Source organism: Lacimicrobium alkaliphilum (assembly GCF_001466725.1).
Taxonomy (GTDB): Bacteria; Pseudomonadota; Gammaproteobacteria; order Enterobacterales; family Alteromonadaceae; genus Lacimicrobium; species Lacimicrobium alkaliphilum_B.
In genome coordinates this window covers 3,281,331-3,299,140 of the sequence record NZ_CP013650.1, presented here as the reverse complement: position 1 = coordinate 3,299,140, position 17,810 = coordinate 3,281,331, and the positions used below count along the sequence as shown (strand labels likewise).

Below are 17,810 nucleotides of genomic sequence, written 5' to 3'. Positions count from 1 at the left end.
ATCAGCGACCATTTATCCTCTCCCCGATGCCGGGCACAAAGGCTTCTGAGCAGCCATAGCCACCGGCGACAATCAAGACCGGATTTTGGTATATGAAACTTTAATGACAGCTAGTCGTTGTAACAAAACTGTCACCCACCTTGTTTAACCTAGCCGCCGGTATGAATACATAAACTCATAAAACCCGAATTGGAGAGCTCAATGCAACTCAACACATTATTTAAAGCTTCTGCCGTTGCCACGGCCCTGCTCCTGGCCGGTTGTGGTGGTGATATCAATATCAATACAAATTCTGAGGCACCCGCTCCTGCACCTGCTCCGAGCCCTTCACCTTCTCCGGCTCCGGATCCTTCTGAGCCTCTCCCGGGTCAATTCAGTGCTTCATTATCTGAACAGGCTTCTGCCGCTCTGGAGCAGGACGTAATAGTACAGGTACTCAGTGGCCGCATCATTCAGGATACCACTCTGGTTGCCACCTCCGATTCTGACCGGGTGATGTATGCTCTTGATGGTCAGGTATTTGTTGGTGGTGATAATACAGACTCCGCTACCCTGACCATTGAGCCGGGTACCGTGCTGTTTGGCCGTGGTGGAGCTGATGTGCTGGTGGTCAGCCGTGGCTCGCAAATTGAAGCCGAAGGTACAGCTGAAGCGCCGATCATCATGACGTCATTGCAGGATGTCGTTGGTGAAGAAACTGGCGCCGGTCAGTGGGGTGGTTTTGTGATTCTGGGCAACGCGCCTTCCAACAAATGCCCTGCTGACGGTTCAGATTGCGCCCTTCAGGTGGAAGGCATTGAAGCCGGAGCTGTATTCGGTGGCACCGATGAAGAGGATAATTCCGGCACCTTGCGTTATCTGGTGCTGAAAAATGCCGGTTTTGAAATCGCCCCGGATAACGAGCTTAATGGTATTACCTTCGGCGGCGTGGGCCGTGGTACCACAGTGGAATATATCCAGGTAGATTCTAATGCTGATGACGGCATTGAGATGTTCGGTGGTACCGTTGACTTTAAAAATGTAGTGCTGACCGGTATTCAGGATGACAGCGTAGATTGTGATAACGGCTGGGATGGTCGTATGCAGTTTGTTTATGTTGAGCATGATAAGAACGGTGGCGATGCTAACCGTGGTATCGAGTGCGACAACGATGGCTCTAACCCCGGTGCAGAACCAATGACACAGCCGACCATCGCCAATATGACCATCATAGGTAATAACTTCGCCGGCACCAATGCCTCTGAGGGGGTTTACCTGCGTGAAGGCGTGGGCATGAATATCTATAACATGGTCATTACCGGCCCCTCTGAGATGGGCGAATGCCTCGAAGTAGAGAGCGAGCCGGTCACTCAGGCGAATCTGGGTAATGGTAATATCACCATGCAAAACTCGGCCATGGCTTGTAGCAATGACGAGAACTTTAAGTTTGGTGCTGCGGATGTAGACCTTGAAGAATGGTTCTTAGGCCAGGACGGTAACTTTATCAGCACATCAGTAATGCTCGACAGTGAAGGCAAGCCGATGGCTGGCTCACCACTGTTAGGTGCTGGTCAGGATGTGGCCAATACCGTTGATGGCAGCTTCTTTGAATCCGTTGACTTTATCGGTGCTGTACACCCTGATAATGACTGGCGTCAGGGCTGGGCCTTTGGTTTTGGCGGTGGTGAAGTGGCCCGTGAAGGGGATTCTGAAGCGCCTGTGGCGGGCTGCCCCACCGGTACAGAAGCCATCACCCCTGTTGATGGTGTGACAACCACCTGCCAGCTTTCTGGTCGTATTACTGCTGATTTAACACTTACCGAAGGTAACTTCTACGCTCTTGATGGCCAGGTATTTATAGGCGGCGATAATGTGGACTCTGCCACGCTGACAGTTGAGCCGGGTGTCACTATCTATGGCCGTGAAGGCGCCGATGTGCTGATTATCAGCCGTGGTTCACAGATTATGGCCGAAGGTACAGCCGATAAGCCTATTTCACTGACCTCCCGCCAGGACGTGCTGGGTGAAGATACCTTTGCCGGACAGTGGGGGGGTTTTGTAGTTCTCGGAAATGCACCTTCCAATAAGTGCCCGTCAGACGGCTCTGATTGTGCGCTGCAGGTTGAGGGTATCGAAGCCGGTGCCGTATTCGGCGGCACTGACGAAGAAGACAATTCAGGCACCATGCGTTATGTGCGCGTGATGCACTCAGGTTTTGAAATCGCCCCGGATAATGAGCTTAACGGTATCACTTTTGGTGGTGTCGGACGCGGTACCACAGTTGAATATCTGCAGGTACATAAGAGCTCTGATGACGGTATCGAAATGTTCGGTGGCAACCTCAACTTCAAGTATGTGGTGCTGACGGATATTCAGGATGACAGCGTTGATTGCGATAACGGCTGGGATGGCAAGATGCAGTATGTGCTGGCCCGTCATGCTGAAGATGATTCCGATGCTAACCGTGCTATTGAATGTGATAACGATGGTTCTAACCCCGGCGCCGAGCCGATGACCAGTCCAACTATCGCCAATATGACCATTATCGGTAACAACTTCGTCGGCACTGATTCCTCAGAAGGTATCTACTTCCGTGAAGGTGCGATGCCTAAGATGCATAACTTCATCGTTACCGGCCCTGCAGGTATGGGTGAGTGTCTGGAATTTGAATCGGAGCCGGTTACTCAGGCTAACCTGAGCGGTGGCACAGCGATGACTCACAGCGTAATGGCCTGTGAAAACGATGAGAACTTCAAGTTTGGCGGCTCCGATGTCAACCTCGAAAGCTGGTTCCTGGCGCAGGACGGCAATCAGGTTGCCGCCGGCCAGAGTGCAGTGCTCAACGGTATCTACACCATCATCGAAAGCACCACTGAAGATTTCAGCGGTGATACCTTCTTCGATAATGTTGACTTTATCGGTGCAGTGGAAGAAGGCAACGACTGGACTGCCGGCTGGACCGTAGGTCTGTAGGTCTGAATTTATTCCGACAAACAGGTTAAAACGAGACTCTATTGTCGGGCTGAAGCCCGACCTACAAGTCATGCGAATCAAGGCGGCTGCGAGCCGCCTTAAGTCCAAATGCACAAGAGGTTACACATATGAAGCGTGCGATTAGGTTTCCCCTCGCCAGCCTGAGTGCGGCCATACTGGCTGGATTGAGCGCTCAGCCGGTTCTGGCACAAAGCGATGATGAAGATCAGTTGATTGAAGAAGTGGTGGCCACAGGCACCCGCCTGAAGGGCAGTGCCACCGCAGTGATGCAGGAGCGTAAGGATCAGGCTTTTGTGGCCGATATTATGGGCGCGGAACAAATCGCCCGTACCGGTGACAGCGATGCGGCCGGTGCCCTGCGCCGTATTACGGGACTGACCCTGGTAGATGGTAAGTTTATCTATGTTCGTGGCTTAGGTGAGCGTTATTCCAGTACTTTACTCAATGGTGCCTCGGTGCCGAGCCCGGATCCGACCCGTACTGTTATTCCGCTGGACTTATTTCCCTCGGATATTATTGAAAGTCTTTCAGTACAAAAATCCTTTTCCCCCTCGATGCCAGCCGCTTTTGGTGGCGGTAGCGTAGATATCCGGTTGAAGAGTATTCCTACCGATACGGTCTTTAATGCCAGTGTCAGTGTTGGTGGTAACACGGATAATTTTGATGATGCCTGGCAGTACGATGGCGGCAGCAGCTGGAAGGGCAAGGATGATGGCACTCGCGCAGCCCCGGCCGCAATCCAGGCGCTGTGGGACAGCCGCACCTCGTTGAATGACGTCAGTACAGATGCGAACCGCCAGCTGGCACTGGATTTAAATCGTGAATACGATACCGAGCTTAAGTCAGTTGACCCGGATTTTGGCTTCAACCTGGCCTTTGGTGACAGTACTGATATTGATGATTTTCGCATTGGTTTTCTTGGCACTGTGGGCTACGACAATGAATGGCAGGTTAGCGACCAGTTCCTCGGTGAAGACTACCGTCAGAACCAGGATGGTACGGCCACCCTGGTGCGCGGCTGGGATGATGTGGAGTCGACAGAGCATAACGTAAAATGGTCTGGGATGCTGGCACTGGGTGTGGATTACAACCGCAACCACAGAGTCGATCTGACCACAGTAATCCTCAACGATACCAATGATGAATTACGGGAAAAGCTGGGGAACAGTAACAACATTAACTTCGGCTCTGATCAGCGTATACGCGAATACGATGTGACCTATGAAGAGCGGCGCATGGTGGCCAATCAGATCAAGGGTATGCATACCTTTACTCAGTGGAACTTCCTTGGTTTTGACTGGAAATACTCTGATTCCCGTTCCAGCCGTTATGCCCCGGGTAATGTTCAGACCCGTTTTATCATAACGGATCATAATGAAGATGGTGTCTTTGACCGGGTTAATGAGAGCATTCTCAATAACGCCACAACGGCCTCCCGTTACAGCTTCCAGGATCTGGATGATAAGGTAGAAAACTACGGCTGGAATCTGAATTATCCATTAATGCTGGATAAGTGGGATATTACCCTTAAAGCCGGTGCCGATTTTATCGACAAGACCCGTACCGCCAGTAACCGCCGTTTTGACGTCAATGCGCGGGCCTTTATGGACTCCAGCGTGCTGCAGGGCCACCGTTTTGCAGATATTCTCAATGATGATGTGATTCTGAATGCACCGCTGCGTGATTCAATACTGCGGGATACGACTATTGCGGGCGATGACTATGTATCGGCGCAAAAAGTGGACGCCTATTATTTTGAAGCGGACATGTTCTTCGATAATAAGTGGCGCATCAGCGGTGGTGTGCGCTGGGAGGATTTTCGTCAGGCTGTGGTGCCACTGGATCCGGCCGATGGGACTATCGATCTGCCCACAAGTGCCACCCCCGAGGATCTGGCCAGCCTGGCTTTCCAGGAAGACAACCTCTATCCGGCGCTGGCACTTACCTACATTATGGATGATGAGATGCAGTTGCGTTTCAGTTACGGTGAAACTGTAGTACGTCCGGATCTGCGGGAACTGGCACCTACCACCTATCTGGATCCGCTGACGCTGTTCCCGGTCGGCGGTACGCCAGGTCTGGAAACGACAGACATTAAAAACTATGACCTGCGCTGGGAATGGTATGTGGATAATGGTGACAACCTGTCTGTGGCGCTGTTCTACAAAGACATGGAAAACCCGATTGAAACTGTGCAGTCTCCCGCTCAGGATGGTCCACCTCTGGTGCGGATTGCCAACGCTGAGACGGGTGAGGTCTGCGGGGTGGAACTGGAGTTTCTCAAAGGTCTGGATTTCCTCGGTGACTTTGGCCGTAATTTCTACACCGCCGGTAACCTGACCCTGAGTGACTCGGAAATTCAGCTGGATACTCAGGCCATTGTCGAGCAAACCGGGGTGTCTGCGGCCATCACCAATACTGAGCGTCGCCTGACCGGTCACTCTGAGTATGTGCTGAACCTGCAGCTGGGCTTTGACTCTGACAGCGGTGAGCATTCCGCATCAGTAGTCTATAACGTGTTCGGTGAGCGGATTATTATTCCGGGCATCGAAGGTCGTGATGATTCCTATGAGAAGCCATTTCACTCGCTGGATGTGGTGTATACCTATTACCCTGACTTTAACTCTACCATCAGCTTTAAAGTCAAAAACCTGCTGGATGAGAAAAAGGAAATCACTTTTTCCGACAACCTTATCCGCTCGGAATCTCAGGGTATCGAGTTCAGCTTGTCTTATAAAAGAGAGTTCTAAGAGACCTGTCATAACAATGGGGGCGTTTTTCGCCCCCATCTATCCTGCCATCAGCTTACCAGAGATGACTCTCAGTCAATTCTTCTTCATGGCCTTTAGTCAGCCTTAATCTGTCCGTCATCAAAGCGTAATAAAACTGTCACAGATAACCCCTATGCTGTGCGCGAATTCCACGATCAGTATCCCACTGATCATTTTTGATATTGGGGACAGTATGAGGCTTTTGACAAGACTTCCAGCGGTGCTATGCGCCCTTTACCTGCTTGCCGGTCCGGTATTGGCACAGGAGGACGAGTATCTTGAACCTGTTGTCGAAGAAGCGGCGAAGATCAATGAATCGGCGGCGCAGTCACAACAGAAGATCAACAGGATGACTGACCAGATAGACAGCAAATTGCAGCAATTCAAGGTGCTCAATAAGGAGATTGACGGCCTGGAAGTATATAACCGCCAGCTGCGTAAACAGATTGCCAATCAGGAACAGGAAATGGCCGATCTGAATGCCTCTATCGATGAAGTCAGTGTGATTGAGCGGCAGATTACGCCGCTGATGATGCGCATGATCGAAGGTCTGGCTCAGTTTATCGAACTAGACATGCCCTTTTTGCCCGAAGAGCGCGCCAGACGACTGGCCGATTTACAGAATCTGATGGACCGGGCCGATGTGGCACCCTCGGAGAAGTTTCGCCGTGTAATGGAAGCCTATCAGGTAGAGATGGATTATGGCCGCACCATCGAGGCATACAGTGGCCTGCATACCGTCGATGGTCAGGAAAGGGACGTGGACTTCTTACGTATTGGCCGCACCGCACTGATTTATCAGACCCGGGATGCCAGTAAGCAGGGTGTATGGAACAAACAGACCCGTCAGTGGGAGGAGTTACCGGCTGATTATCGCACTCAGGTGACCAAGGGCCTGAGAATGGCCAAAAAACAGCTGGCCCCTGATCTGTTAATGATGCCCGTAGCCCTGACCGACTAAGAGAGAAGACTGATGAAATCCATACTAAAGACATTTACGTTGGTCGCCTCTTTTGTCGCGACCAGTGCCTTCGCCCAGGACAGTGACAAAGCGCTGGATCTGGATCAATTGCTCAGGCAACTTGAACAGGGTCAGATTATCCAGAATAAAGATAATCAGCGCCGTGAGCAGGAATTTGCCGCAAAGGTTTCCGAGCAGGATCAGATGCTTAACGATGCGACTCAGCGCCGCAATCGGGCCCTGCAAACCAGTGAAGAACTGGAACGTCAGTTTCAGGAAAATGAATTCAAGCTGGCAGATATGGATGAAGCACTGACGACCCGTCTGGGATCACTGAAAGAGCTGTTCGGTGTGTTGCAGCAGGTCGCGGGTGATACCAAAGGTAAATTTCAGAACTCGGTGATTTCGGCACAAATTCAGGGCCGCGCCACATTTCTGGATGAACTGGCTCAGTCCATGGGGAAAAGCTCCAAACTGGCTTCGATTGATGAGATAGAGCGGGTCTGGTTTGAAGTACAGCGGGAAATGACTGAATCAGGCAAAGTCACTAAATTTACTACCGATGTGGTGGAAGCCGGTGGTGAAAAGGTCAATAAAGAAGTGGTACGCGTGGGGTCATTCGCCCTGGTATCCGATGGTAAATATCTGGATATGAACCCTTCTACCGGTACCGTTGCCGAGCTGGTGCGTCAGCCTGCAGGTCGTTATGGCGAGAGCGCCGAAGAATTACAGCAATCCAGCGGTGAGCTGGTGCAGTTCGGCCTGGACCCTACCGGCGGCTCTATTCTCGGATTACTGGTACAGGCGCCTAACTTTAAGGAGCGGATTGAGCAGGGCGGAATCGTCGGCTACATCATCCTGGTAGTCGGGGCTATTGGTCTGTTGTTAGCGCTGGAGCGACTGATTAGCCTGACGCTGGTGCGCACAAAGGTAAATAAGCAACTGAAAGCCAAACAGGCTAACAGTAATAATCCGCTGGGACGTGTGCTGAAAGTGCGTGAAGAGTTCCCGGACGTGGATACCGAAACCCTGGAACTGAAACTCACAGAAGCCATTCTGGGGGAAGTGCCAAAGCTGGGCCGTAATCTGACCATTATCAAGATCATCTCTGTGGTGGCACCACTGATGGGACTGCTGGGTACAGTAACCGGTATGATCAATACCTTCCAGGCTATTACTCTGTTTGGTACCGGTGACCCGAAACTGATGGCCGGTGGTATTTCTACGGCGCTGATGACCACGGTACTGGGTCTGGTGGTGGCGATTCCGATGACACTGCTGTACGCCATGCTCAATACCCGTAGTAAGAACATTGTTTATATCCTTCAGGAACAGGCTTCCGGTGTCATAGCAGAACGCGCCGAGCGAGGTTAAGTTCATGTTCTTTGCTGAGTTTTTTGAAGCGATTCGCGATTTCACCGAAACCGGGGGCCAGGTCTTGCTGGTCATCGGGGTACTGATCTTCGTGATGTGGATGCTGATTCTGGAGCGTGCACTGTACTTCTTTATCTGGCACAAGCAGCTTAAACAGCAAACCATAGCCAGCTGGAATGCCCGTCAGGATAAATCCTCCTGGTTTGCCGAGCAGATCCGTCAGGCGCAGATTTCCAGGGTGATGCTGAAACTCAATGTCAGTGTGCCGATTATTCAGGCGCTGGTGGCGCTGTGCCCGTTGCTTGGTCTGATGGGCACGGTGACCGGCATGATCGAGGTATTTGACGTGATGGCTATTTCCGGTTCAGGCAATGCGCGCTCTATGGCGTCCGGCGTGTCCAAGGCCACCATTCCCACTATGGCGGGAATGGTCGGGGCGCTATCCGGGGTATTTGCCTCGACCTGGCTGGCACGTATCGGCAAGACCGAGAAAACCCATATCGAAGACGCCATGGCGATGGAACATTAGTAGGCCGGACTTTAGTCCGACTGTTTAGCGTTAGGCTGGCAAATACGTCGGGATAAATCCCGACCCAAAGGAAAATGGCTCCGGGATTCAACAGATTTGTTGGACGAAAGTCCGACCTACAGACTAAGAGAAATTTATGAAACAGCATTTTCAGAACCTGGTAGATGAAGAAGAAGCGAATATCGACCTGACTCCCATGCTGGACGTGGTCTTCATCATGTTGATCTTCTTTATTGTTACCGCCTCTTTCGTAAAGGAATCAGGTATTGATGTAAACCGCCCTGAAGCAGCCACGGCGGTGAAAAAAGACCGTGCCAATATTCTGGTGGCCATCAGTGACACCAACGAAATATGGATCAATAAGCGTCGTATCGATGAGCGTGCCGTGCAGGCCAATATCGAGCGTTTGTACGCTGAGAATCCGCAAGGCAGCGTGGTGATTCAGGCCGATAAGAAAGCCACCACCGAGACCCTAATCAAAGTTATGGATGCCTCACGGGCCGCTGGCGTTTATGACGTATCCATCGCTGCCCGGGAGTGATCCGGCAGCCCTTAAGCGGAGAGTGAATGATGTTTATCAGTAAATTACTACAAGGGTCTGCAGCGGCATGAATATTCCAAGGTTGCTGATCGCGCTGGTACTGGCCAGCGCCGTGACATTAGGGCTGTTTTTTCTGATGCAGTCGCTGATTCAGATGGGCGGCAGTGCCCTGACCGAACCGGCTCAGGGCAGTGTGCTGGATTTTGTACGGGTGAAAGAAGAAGAAACGGTGGAAAAGAAAGATCGCAAGCCGAAGAAGCCACCTAAACCCGAGGAGCCGCCACCGCAGATGGAGCAGCCGCAGATGGACTCACCCAGTCCTGATTCAGAAGGCGGTGCTGGCATGGACTTTAGTGCCGATGTGGGTGGCGATATGGCCATCAGTGGCGGTCTTGCTCTGGAAGGGGGAGACGGTGAATACCTGCCGATTGTAAAAGTGGCACCGGTTTATCCCCGTCGCGCCTTACAGCGTGGTATCGAAGGCTATGTGATTGTTGAATTTACTGTCAGTAAGCAGGGTTCGGTGAAAGATCCCTTTGTGGTAGAAGCCAATCCGGAAGGGATCTTCGAGCAGGCTGCCATGGATGCCGCGCTTAAGTTTAAATACAAGCCAAGAGTAGTGAACGGTGAGGCAGCGGAAGTGTCCGGCGTACAGAACCGCATTACGTTCCAGATAGATGGGTAAGGGGGCAGTATGTTAGTCAGAAAATCGTTAGGCCGGATTATTGCTGTGGCTCTGCTGGGCTCTACTGTCTATAGCCTGCCCGCATTACTGCCAGTCTCTTTGGTGCAGGCTCAGGAATCGGGTGAGGAACGCAAAACCCGCCGTACTCCTGCGCTCAGGGCAAAAGTATACGAACAGCTTGCCCGGGCACAGACGCTGGCCGATGAGGATAAAACTGCCGAGGCCATCGAGGCGCTGAACTCGGTCAAAGACCGCAGCAGCTCCATGAACAGCTATGAGCTGGCGATGATGTATAACTTCTTTGGTTTTATTTACTACAACGATGAGAAGTACGATGACGCCATCGCTGCCTTCGAGCAGGTGGTTGAACAGCAACCCATTCCCGAATCTTTTGAACTCAGTACGCTGTTTTCATTAGCGCAACTGCATATGATGCAGGGCAACTATGATAAAACCCTGAGTTTTCTGGAACGTTGGGAAGCCCTGAATCCCGGAGAGATCCCGGCAAAAAATTATCTGATCAAGGCACAGGCCATGTACCAGATGAAGGATTTTGAACGGGCATCAAGGTATATCAACCAGGCAGTGGAGATGGTTGAGGCAGAGGGTAAGGTACCCGAAGAGAGTTGGTATGTACTGCAACGGGCGGTGTATTACGAGCTCAAGCAGCCCGAAAAAGTCCGTGATGTACTGGTAAAAATGGTCCGGCACTATAATCAGGACAAATACTGGGTGCAACTGGCAGGCATGTACGGCGAACTGGGTGAAGAGAAAAAACAGTTGGCGATCCTCGAATCGGCTTATCAGCAGGACTATATCACCAGCAGCGCGGATATTTTTAATCTTGCCCAGCTATATTACTACCACCAGGCGCCGGTGAAGGGGGCCAGATTAATGGAACAGGCTATGGCGGATGGGACTCTGGAGCGCAACCTGCGCAATCTTAAGTTCCTCGCTAACTGCTGGTCACTGGCCAAAGAGCATGAAAAAGCCATACCGGTAATGATTTCAGCTGCCGAGCTTTCCAGTGATGGTGAGCTGGATGCGCAACTCGCTCAGTTGTATCTGAATATGGAGCAGTGGGATAAGGCTATTGCTGCAGCCCAGAGAGCGCTGGATAAAGGTGAACTGCGCAACCCTGGCATGTCTCACCTGGTTATAGGTATGGCCTACTTTAATCAAAAGCGCTTTAACGATTCCCTCAATCAACTGGCCAAAGCAGAGGAGTATGACAGCTCCAGACGCATGGCTCAGCAGTGGGGGCGTTATGTACAGGCTGAAAAAGTCAGTTACGAGCAACTGCAGGAAGAATTTTCTTCCTGACCTGGTTTCCGGCAGATACCTATTCCCGTCAGATTGGCCACTCTCAGGAGTGGCTTTTTTATACCGGTCAGTCAGTGGTATTCCCATATCCACAGTAACGGACTGTTTTATCAACAATATTTTGTAATTCGTTGTTTTCGGTGAAATGCGCCAGAGCCGTATTGATATCACTGAGCAGTTGCTGCCAGTTTTCCCTTTTGCGGCTGATGGCGTAATACAGGTGATTGTACTGCAATGCCGGCTCGACAACTTCCAGCTTGCTGACGTCGGAAGTAAACTCCGGTGAGGAAGAGTTTGCCTGGCTGATATTATAAAAAATGACTTTAGGGTCGCCGATGATCAGTTCAACCCGCCCGGCCAGCAACATCCTGGCCAGCTGTAAGTCATGGGTGGCTTGCATAGTCTTAAAATATCCCTGGTCCATCAGCTCATCAAACTCCGGGGTATTCTGATACCCTCGCACCACACCGATATGCTCTCCCTTAAGGTTTTTCAGCTCACCATTAAACTTATCCGCTTCGCCTTTGCGTTTGATCAGGGCGATACTGCCGCCGGGAAAGGGATCCGACAAGGCCAGGTGTTTAAGCCGGGCGGTGCCGGGGTAGATATCGGATGGTGCGCGCTGTTCGATAAAGTATTCGGGATAGAGTATATCTGAGTCGCCGGATTCAGCCTCCTGTACGGCTCGGGCCCAGGGACGAAACTGAGAATGTACTGCATAGCCCTGGCTGTGCAGCAATGCCACAGTCAGCTGTTGCACCCAGCCCTGCTTACAGAGGTTCTCTCCTATATACGGCTGCCAGTTGAGGGTTGAAATAATCACCGTTTTATCTGTGCTGTCATCGGCAAACAGGTAGCCGCGATCTGTGCGAATTCCCTGCACCTCATAATTGTTATTCTGATATTGATATTCCACCAACAGATGAGGTGAGGCGAACAGCGACGTGCAAAAAAGCAAAACGCAGGGCCCGAAAAAACACATAAACTTCTGCAAAACTCATCATCCGGTTATTGTGACCGCGCAACGAACCAGCACAAAGCCAGCTCAGCTAACAGTATAGAACACTGCGGAAAAAGGGCGAGTTTTCAGATAGTTATTTACGTTGGTAAAGATTAGGTATGGGCACTGTTCAGTGGGTATCAGATCTGCCATTTATTGTCGGCGGATAATTCTGCAAACTGTCAGCTATTCTCTGTCCGATAAGGAATTAGCTGATGGAAATTGATTTCTGGTTCGACTTTTCCAGCCCCTATTGTTACCCCGTTGCCATGATGATCGAAGAGGCAGCCCGGCACAAGGACTTGCAGGTGAACTGGCGCGGTTTTATGCTCGGGCCGATGATCAGATCTCAGAGTCATGAGCGGGGTCTGGATGAGCAGAACAACGCCAGACTCTCATACATCTGGCATGATATGCACAGGCTGTGCAAGCAATATGAACTTATTTTTATAAAGCCATCCCGTTACCCGAACGGGGCCAGACTGGCGACACGCATTCTGTGCTGGTATCAGCAACAGAGCTGGCTACCGGTTTTTGTCAGAGCGGTATTTCATGCCGCTTATGCACAAGACAGAAATATTGCCGATGAAAAGGTCATAGCTGATTGTGTTGCCATCGCAGGCCAGGATCCACTGACGGTTATTGAGCAGGCCAACTCTATGGAGGCAAAGGCCAGGTTACACCTGCAAAACCAGCAGGCTATCCGGCTTGGTATATTCGATGCGCCTTTCTTTCAGGTGCAGCAGGAGCCATTCTGTGGTCTGGACAGATTGTCTATGGCATTGGACTGGCCCCAATTTCAGTCTGACTGCTGCAGGCAAACCGGTACGGCCTAGAACTCCGGTGCGGCCTGGTGTTTGAGTAATCTGATTGCCAGTTTAACGAAATCCGAAGAGGTAATAATACCTTGAAGTGCACCCTGTTCGTCGACAACAGGCAAACAGCCATGCTTGTGTGCAAGAAAATACTCAGCCATATCCAGCAGTGGATGATCAGCGCTTATGGTGTCACAGTCAACAACAGCGACTTCCTCAATGGGTACCGCTTTTTCCTGTTCGGCTAATTCCGATTCACCATAGATCTTTGCCAGTTTCATAACCTTAGAAATCAACGCCTTTTGCGTGACCACGCCACGCAATTTGCCGCTCTTTGAATCCAGTACCGGAATATGTCTGATACCGTATTCGCGACTCATACTGTGAGCGTCCCGCAGCGTGGCCGACTCATCCAGCGTATGCAGGTCAGTAGTCATAATATCTTTTACCCGCATTGCCAGTCTCCTCTGTAATTGTCTTTACCAGTGCACCAAGCCTAGTCCATCTGAGAGAGTTCAGCATTGTGCTGGATCAACACCAGCGCAAATTAAAGCTTGTATTTCTGAGGGCTTTGCTACACTAACAATTAATTAACATCTGCATTGTGAGTCCATTATGTGCTACCGAATTGCTTTGTTATTCACCAGTCTGATGACTGCCATTGCTTTGATGCCAACTTATGCCGATGAAGTTGATGTTGTTGATGACAAACCCTTGCCAAAACTGACGCTGTTAACTGAAAACTTTGCGCCGTTCAATTACGTTGAAGACGAACAGATCAAGGGGTTCACTGTTGATGTGGTGGAACACATCCTTGCCGCCACCGGCTCATCGCAGAACCGCACTGATATGCAGGTTCTGCCCTGGTCCAGTGCCTATCAACAGGGATTGTTGCGCCCTGATACGATGCTGTTCACCCTGATCCACACTGAACATCGGGATCCATTATTCCGCTGGATTGGCCCTTTAGTACCGACTCGCGTGGTAGTGATTGCCAAACGGAATATGGAATTTAAAGCCGAATCCGTTGAGGAACTGGCCGGCCTGGTGATCGGAACCGTGAGTCAGGATGTGGGAGAGCAATTGCTGATAGAGGAAGGTTTTGCGGTGCGTAATATTGTCAGTGAAGACTCTCCCAAGAAGATTGTTGAAATGCTCAAGCGTAACCATCTCAATGCCATTGCCTATGACGATATCTCTGCGTTCTGGTACCTGGATCATATCGGTGAAGATCTGGATAAATACGAAATTGTATATATCCTGCAGGAATCTCACCAATATATGGGGTTAAGTCGCTCGACTCCAAAATGGGTGGAAGACAAGCTTCAGGAAGCCTTAAACCAACTGAAATACTCAGAGCGCTACCGAGAGATGATCAGTCAGTACCCGGTTATCGAACACGCCTTGTATCCGACCAATTAGGCCTGCCAGGGCATAGTTGTAGCCCGGATGCAGCGAAGCGGAATCCGGGAACAACTTAATATTCACCGCAGAGGCTCGGAGGGTGCAGAGGATTGAAAGGGCTTCAACATCTCTGCGCCTTTGTACCTCAGCGAGATCAAACGGATAAAAGCTTAAGATCTCGCAGCTACCAAAAGCTAATTTCACCACAGATCACAGAGCGCACAGAGATGATAAGAAAGTTCTAAACCTCTGTGTTCTCCGTGCCTCTGTGGTTAAGTTCCTATTACGTGCTTAACTGCCCCCTGATAACTGAGGGCTGATAACTTTCTTTGTTAATGCAGTTTTAACTTCGGTCTTACCGCACGATTGATCTTTTCCACCATCATCAGCAACATCCCTTTAAACCAGCCGTGAATGGCTATCTGGTGCATGCGGTACAACGACATATACACAAATCGCGCGATACGCCCCTCGATAAACATGCTGTTACCGGTCAGGTTTCCCATCAGATTCCCTACTGTGCTGTAGCGGCTGAGGTTAACCAGTGAGCCATGATCTTTGTAGACGAATCTTTTCAGAGGTTTGTTCGCACGACTGCGCAGAATATTTGTCGCCACAACGGAGGCCATCTGATGAGCCGACTGTGCTCTTGGCGGCACCCAGCTTCCATCGCGCTGTTCAAAGCCGCAACAGTCGCCTATTACATAAATATCTGGCGTGCCTTTGGCGGTTAACTGCGGGGTGACCAGAATCTGTTGCATACGATTGAGTTCAAAGATGTTCAGTTCTTTAATGTAATCCGGGATTTTTACCCCGGCCGCCCAGACCATCATATCTGCGGCAATAAAGCCGTTCTCTGCGGTTTCAAAGCCTTTGCTGTTGGCGGCACTGACCCGGGTATTCTCCAGTACCTGTACACCTAATGCTTTGAGCTCTTTGCGGACTGCATCAGAGATCCGCGTCGGCAGGGCGGGCAGTATGCCGGGCCCTGCCTCTAACAGATGAATTCTGAGCTTGCTGGCGTTCATCTGTGACATGCCATAACGTTTGGCCAGTGTGGCCACATGATAGAGCTCAGCCGCCAGTTCCACCCCGGTAGCACCGCCTCCGACGATGGCGATATTCAGTTCCCTGTTGTCAGGGAGCTGATTGATACGTACAAAATTATTCATCAGCGCACGATGAAAACGCATCGCCTGCCCGGCAGAATCAAGGAAATAGCAATGTTCACTGACGCCGGGCGTGTTGAAATCATTGGACACGCTGCCAATAGCCAGTACTAAAGTGTCGTAGCCGAGCTTCCGCTCTGCGACCAGCAGTTCATTATTATCATCACGAATGGCTGCCAGAGTGAGTTGTTTGTTCCCGGTGTCCAGATCGATAAACTCGCCGTGCTGAAACTGGTAGCCGTGGCGGGCAGCATGGGCACTGTAAATCACGCCATCAGTGCTGGTATCAAGCGACCCGCTTGCCACTTCATGTAGCAGTGGCTTCCAGATATGGCTGGTATTTTTATCTACCAGGGTAACCTGTGCCTTATCTTTTTTCCCCAGCTTGTGGCCTAGTTTTGTGGCCAGTTCAAGCCCTCCGGCACCCCCACCGACAATCAGGATATGTTCCATAATTACTCCGATTTTATAAAAAAACGGGTTTGCTGACCTTTGTTATTAATGGTTAGTGGCCGCTACGCAATAGTTTCTATCATACGCCCAAGCGCTGTCTGAAGGGATTGGAATATTCTAATCTTAAGGTTAGAAAAACTAATGAGGGTATTGCCGGGCCAAACCCGAATTGGCTCCAGGTGATTCTATTACCCAGAACCATGGAGGCAAGAAGAAAACAGAGGTTCTAAAGGTTTAAACGGTAAATACCTCTGCGACCTCCGCGCCTCTGTGAGATCACTGGCTTTTTATTTGTTGATCTCGCTGAGGCGCAAAGAGCGCTGAGGTTTTAAAGGGATGTACTGTGCTTCTCTTTGCTCTTAGTGACTCTGCGGTAACATTACTCTGACTGCATAACAGCGGCGAGTTCCTGCTCCATCACTCTGGTGGCTTGCTGCCTGGCCAGTTCCAGAAAAGGCGAGCCCTGCGACCAGACTGCTTCGGCGGCTTCCTGATTGCGCTTAAACTTATTCTCAATATCTTTAAAGGCAACGATCATCTGTTCATTGGTCATAACGTATCTCCTGTTTAAGGATTTAACACTTTGCTTTGTTAGTCCGTACGCTCGGTGACAGCAGCACCATCCTGTAGTTCTGGCCCCGGATAAAGTACTACCTTTTCGCCGGGTTCAAGGCCGGTTAGTATCTGGGCCCGGATACCATTGTTGTGACCTACTTTGACCACCGTTAGTGTCACCTTGTTTCGCTGTTTTACAAATACCGCCCAGTCCGTGTTATGGCGAAACAGTGCACTGGAGGGCACGGTAAGCACACTGGGATCCTGCCAGACCACAATTCTGCACTCGACCCGGTAACCGTGGCCAAGCTGATGCTGCCTGGCATTCTCATTTATCCGGATAATGGTATTTACCCGCTGCTCTTCCACACCCAGGGCAGAATATTTGGTAAAACCCCAGGGCTCTACACGCTTGACGGTTCCATCGATCGCCCTGGTGCCGCCCCAGTTGTCGATGATCACCGGATCACCGGGGGAAACCCTGACGGCGTCGGTGGAGAGTAACTCGGCAATAATTTCCAGATCATTGTCGGTATCGCCTATTTCCATAATGGGCGTTCCGGCACTGACAGTCGTCTCACTTTTTTGCAGAATTTGCAGAACCTTGCCTGATTCGGGCGCACGTATCTCAATCACTTTCTGGTGTTGTCCTGTTGCCACCGGACCATCCGCATCCCGGATATCGATCAATCTGGCCCTGGCCGCATCCAGCTCGGCTTCCCGCACTGCCAGCGCGGCATTGGCCGTATCCAGGGCGGCGGCGGCTGAACGCGCTGTACGGATTGCTGCATCCAACTCTGCTTGCGTGCTTAATCCCTTGTCAAACAGCTTCTGGGTCCGTTGTGATTCGGCTTCAGCAAGCTCTCTGTCGGCCTGTGCGCGGTTTAAATCGGCTTTGGCCATCCGAATCGCAGCTTGTGCTGAGGAAACTGCCGCCAGACCTTGCTCCCGGGTACGGATATCCAGCAACGCCGGACTCAGTGGCAATAATCTGGCGATGATGGTCTCATCTGCAACGACAGCATCGCCAGGTTCCTTTTCCACCCTGAGCAGTCTGCCAGCCACAGGAGCTGCAACCATATAGGCATCTCTGACCCGGGTGCGCCCCTCTTCATCAATGGTCAGTTGCATGGCTTCCAAACGGGCCTCTGCAACATCAACCTGTATGGCCTGTGGCCACAGGGCGTAACCTAACAGCAATACCAGTACTATCAGCACAGTGGTAGTGAGCCAGAATCTGGAACCTGTGGGTGGCAT

At 51.0% G+C, this 17,810-nt stretch carries 15 protein-coding genes; 10 read left to right on the top strand and 5 right to left on the bottom strand.

All coding sequences use genetic code 11. From position 1 onward, the window contains the following. The first annotated feature begins 201 nt into the window (after nt 1-201). From AT746_RS14930 to AT746_RS14895, 8 genes are all read left to right on the top strand, one after another. Nucleotides 202-2,952: a hypothetical protein gene (locus tag AT746_RS14930; RefSeq protein ID WP_062481732.1), complete on the top strand. Its 2,751-nt coding sequence runs from the start codon at nt 202-204 to the stop codon at nt 2,950-2,952. Between the two features lie 128 nt (nt 2,953-3,080). Then, nucleotides 3,081-5,723, top strand: a complete 2,643-nt coding sequence (locus AT746_RS14925) for a TonB-dependent receptor domain-containing protein (protein ID WP_062481729.1) — start codon at nt 3,081-3,083, stop codon at nt 5,721-5,723. 214 nt (nt 5,724-5,937) lie between these two features. Further along, nucleotides 5,938-6,705 (top strand): DUF3450 domain-containing protein, encoded by a 768-nt coding sequence (locus AT746_RS14920; protein WP_062484275.1) that lies wholly within the window; start codon nt 5,938-5,940, stop codon nt 6,703-6,705. Nucleotides 6,706-6,717: 12 nt separating this feature from the next. Continuing rightward, complete coding sequence (locus AT746_RS14915; RefSeq protein WP_062481725.1) at nt 6,718-8,079, top strand: MotA/TolQ/ExbB proton channel family protein; 1,362 nt, start codon at nt 6,718-6,720, stop codon at nt 8,077-8,079. Between the two features lie 4 nt (nt 8,080-8,083). Continuing rightward, nucleotides 8,084-8,608: a MotA/TolQ/ExbB proton channel family protein gene (locus tag AT746_RS14910; RefSeq protein WP_062481722.1), complete on the top strand. Its 525-nt coding sequence runs from the start codon at nt 8,084-8,086 to the stop codon at nt 8,606-8,608. 136 nt (nt 8,609-8,744) lie between these two features. Then, complete coding sequence (locus AT746_RS14905) at nt 8,745-9,149, top strand: ExbD/TolR family protein (protein ID WP_062481717.1); 405 nt, start codon at nt 8,745-8,747, stop codon at nt 9,147-9,149. Nucleotides 9,150-9,222: 73 nt separating this feature from the next. Next, nucleotides 9,223-9,834 (top strand): energy transducer TonB, encoded by a 612-nt coding sequence (locus AT746_RS14900; RefSeq protein ID WP_062484274.1) that lies wholly within the window; start codon nt 9,223-9,225, stop codon nt 9,832-9,834. Nucleotides 9,835-9,843: 9 nt separating this feature from the next. Beyond that, on the top strand, nt 9,844-11,157 hold the full coding sequence (locus tag AT746_RS14895) for a tetratricopeptide repeat protein (protein ID WP_062481715.1): 1,314 nt from the start codon (nt 9,844-9,846) through the stop codon (nt 11,155-11,157). A 67-nt stretch (nt 11,158-11,224) separates the two neighbouring features. Here AT746_RS14895 and AT746_RS14890 read toward each other — a convergent pair whose 3' ends face one another. Next, nucleotides 11,225-12,115 carry a substrate-binding periplasmic protein gene (locus AT746_RS14890; RefSeq protein WP_197414269.1) on the bottom strand — a complete coding sequence of 297 codons (891 nt, stop codon included), beginning with the start codon at nt 12,113-12,115 and terminating at the stop codon, nt 11,225-11,227. A 257-nt stretch (nt 12,116-12,372) separates the two neighbouring features. On the opposite strand from AT746_RS14890, the gene AT746_RS14885 reads away from it, so the two are divergent. After that, the gene (locus tag AT746_RS14885; RefSeq protein ID WP_062481713.1) at nt 12,373-12,993 is read left to right on the top strand and encodes a 2-hydroxychromene-2-carboxylate isomerase; all 621 of its coding nucleotides are present in this window, start codon (nt 12,373-12,375) and stop codon (nt 12,991-12,993) included. On the opposite strand, the gene AT746_RS14880 is transcribed toward AT746_RS14885, so the two are convergent. Then, nucleotides 12,990-13,427 carry an HPP family protein gene (locus AT746_RS14880; RefSeq protein WP_062481711.1) on the bottom strand — a complete coding sequence of 146 codons (438 nt, stop codon included), beginning with the start codon at nt 13,425-13,427 and terminating at the stop codon, nt 12,990-12,992. The two genes, AT746_RS14885 and AT746_RS14880, sit on opposite strands and share 4 nt — an antisense overlap. 160 nt (nt 13,428-13,587) lie before the next feature. Between AT746_RS14880 and AT746_RS14875 the strand changes: the two genes are divergently transcribed. Then, nucleotides 13,588-14,394, top strand: coding sequence for a substrate-binding periplasmic protein (locus AT746_RS14875; protein ID WP_062481709.1), 807 nt, complete (start codon nt 13,588-13,590; stop codon nt 14,392-14,394). Nucleotides 14,395-14,708: 314 nt separating this feature from the next. Here the strand turns inward: AT746_RS14875 and AT746_RS14870 are convergent, their stop codons facing one another. From AT746_RS14870 to AT746_RS14865, 3 genes are all read right to left on the bottom strand, one after another. Further along, entirely contained in the window at nt 14,709-15,998 is a 1,290-nt protein-coding gene (locus AT746_RS14870; RefSeq protein ID WP_062481707.1) for an NAD(P)/FAD-dependent oxidoreductase, read from the bottom strand. A 379-nt stretch (nt 15,999-16,377) separates the two neighbouring features. After that, nucleotides 16,378-16,551, bottom strand: coding sequence for a hypothetical protein (locus AT746_RS19855; RefSeq protein WP_156413712.1), 174 nt, complete (start codon nt 16,549-16,551; stop codon nt 16,378-16,380). 38 nt (nt 16,552-16,589) lie between these two features. Next, nucleotides 16,590-17,810: an efflux RND transporter periplasmic adaptor subunit gene (locus AT746_RS14865; RefSeq protein ID WP_062481705.1), complete on the bottom strand. Its 1,221-nt coding sequence runs from the start codon at nt 17,808-17,810 to the stop codon at nt 16,590-16,592.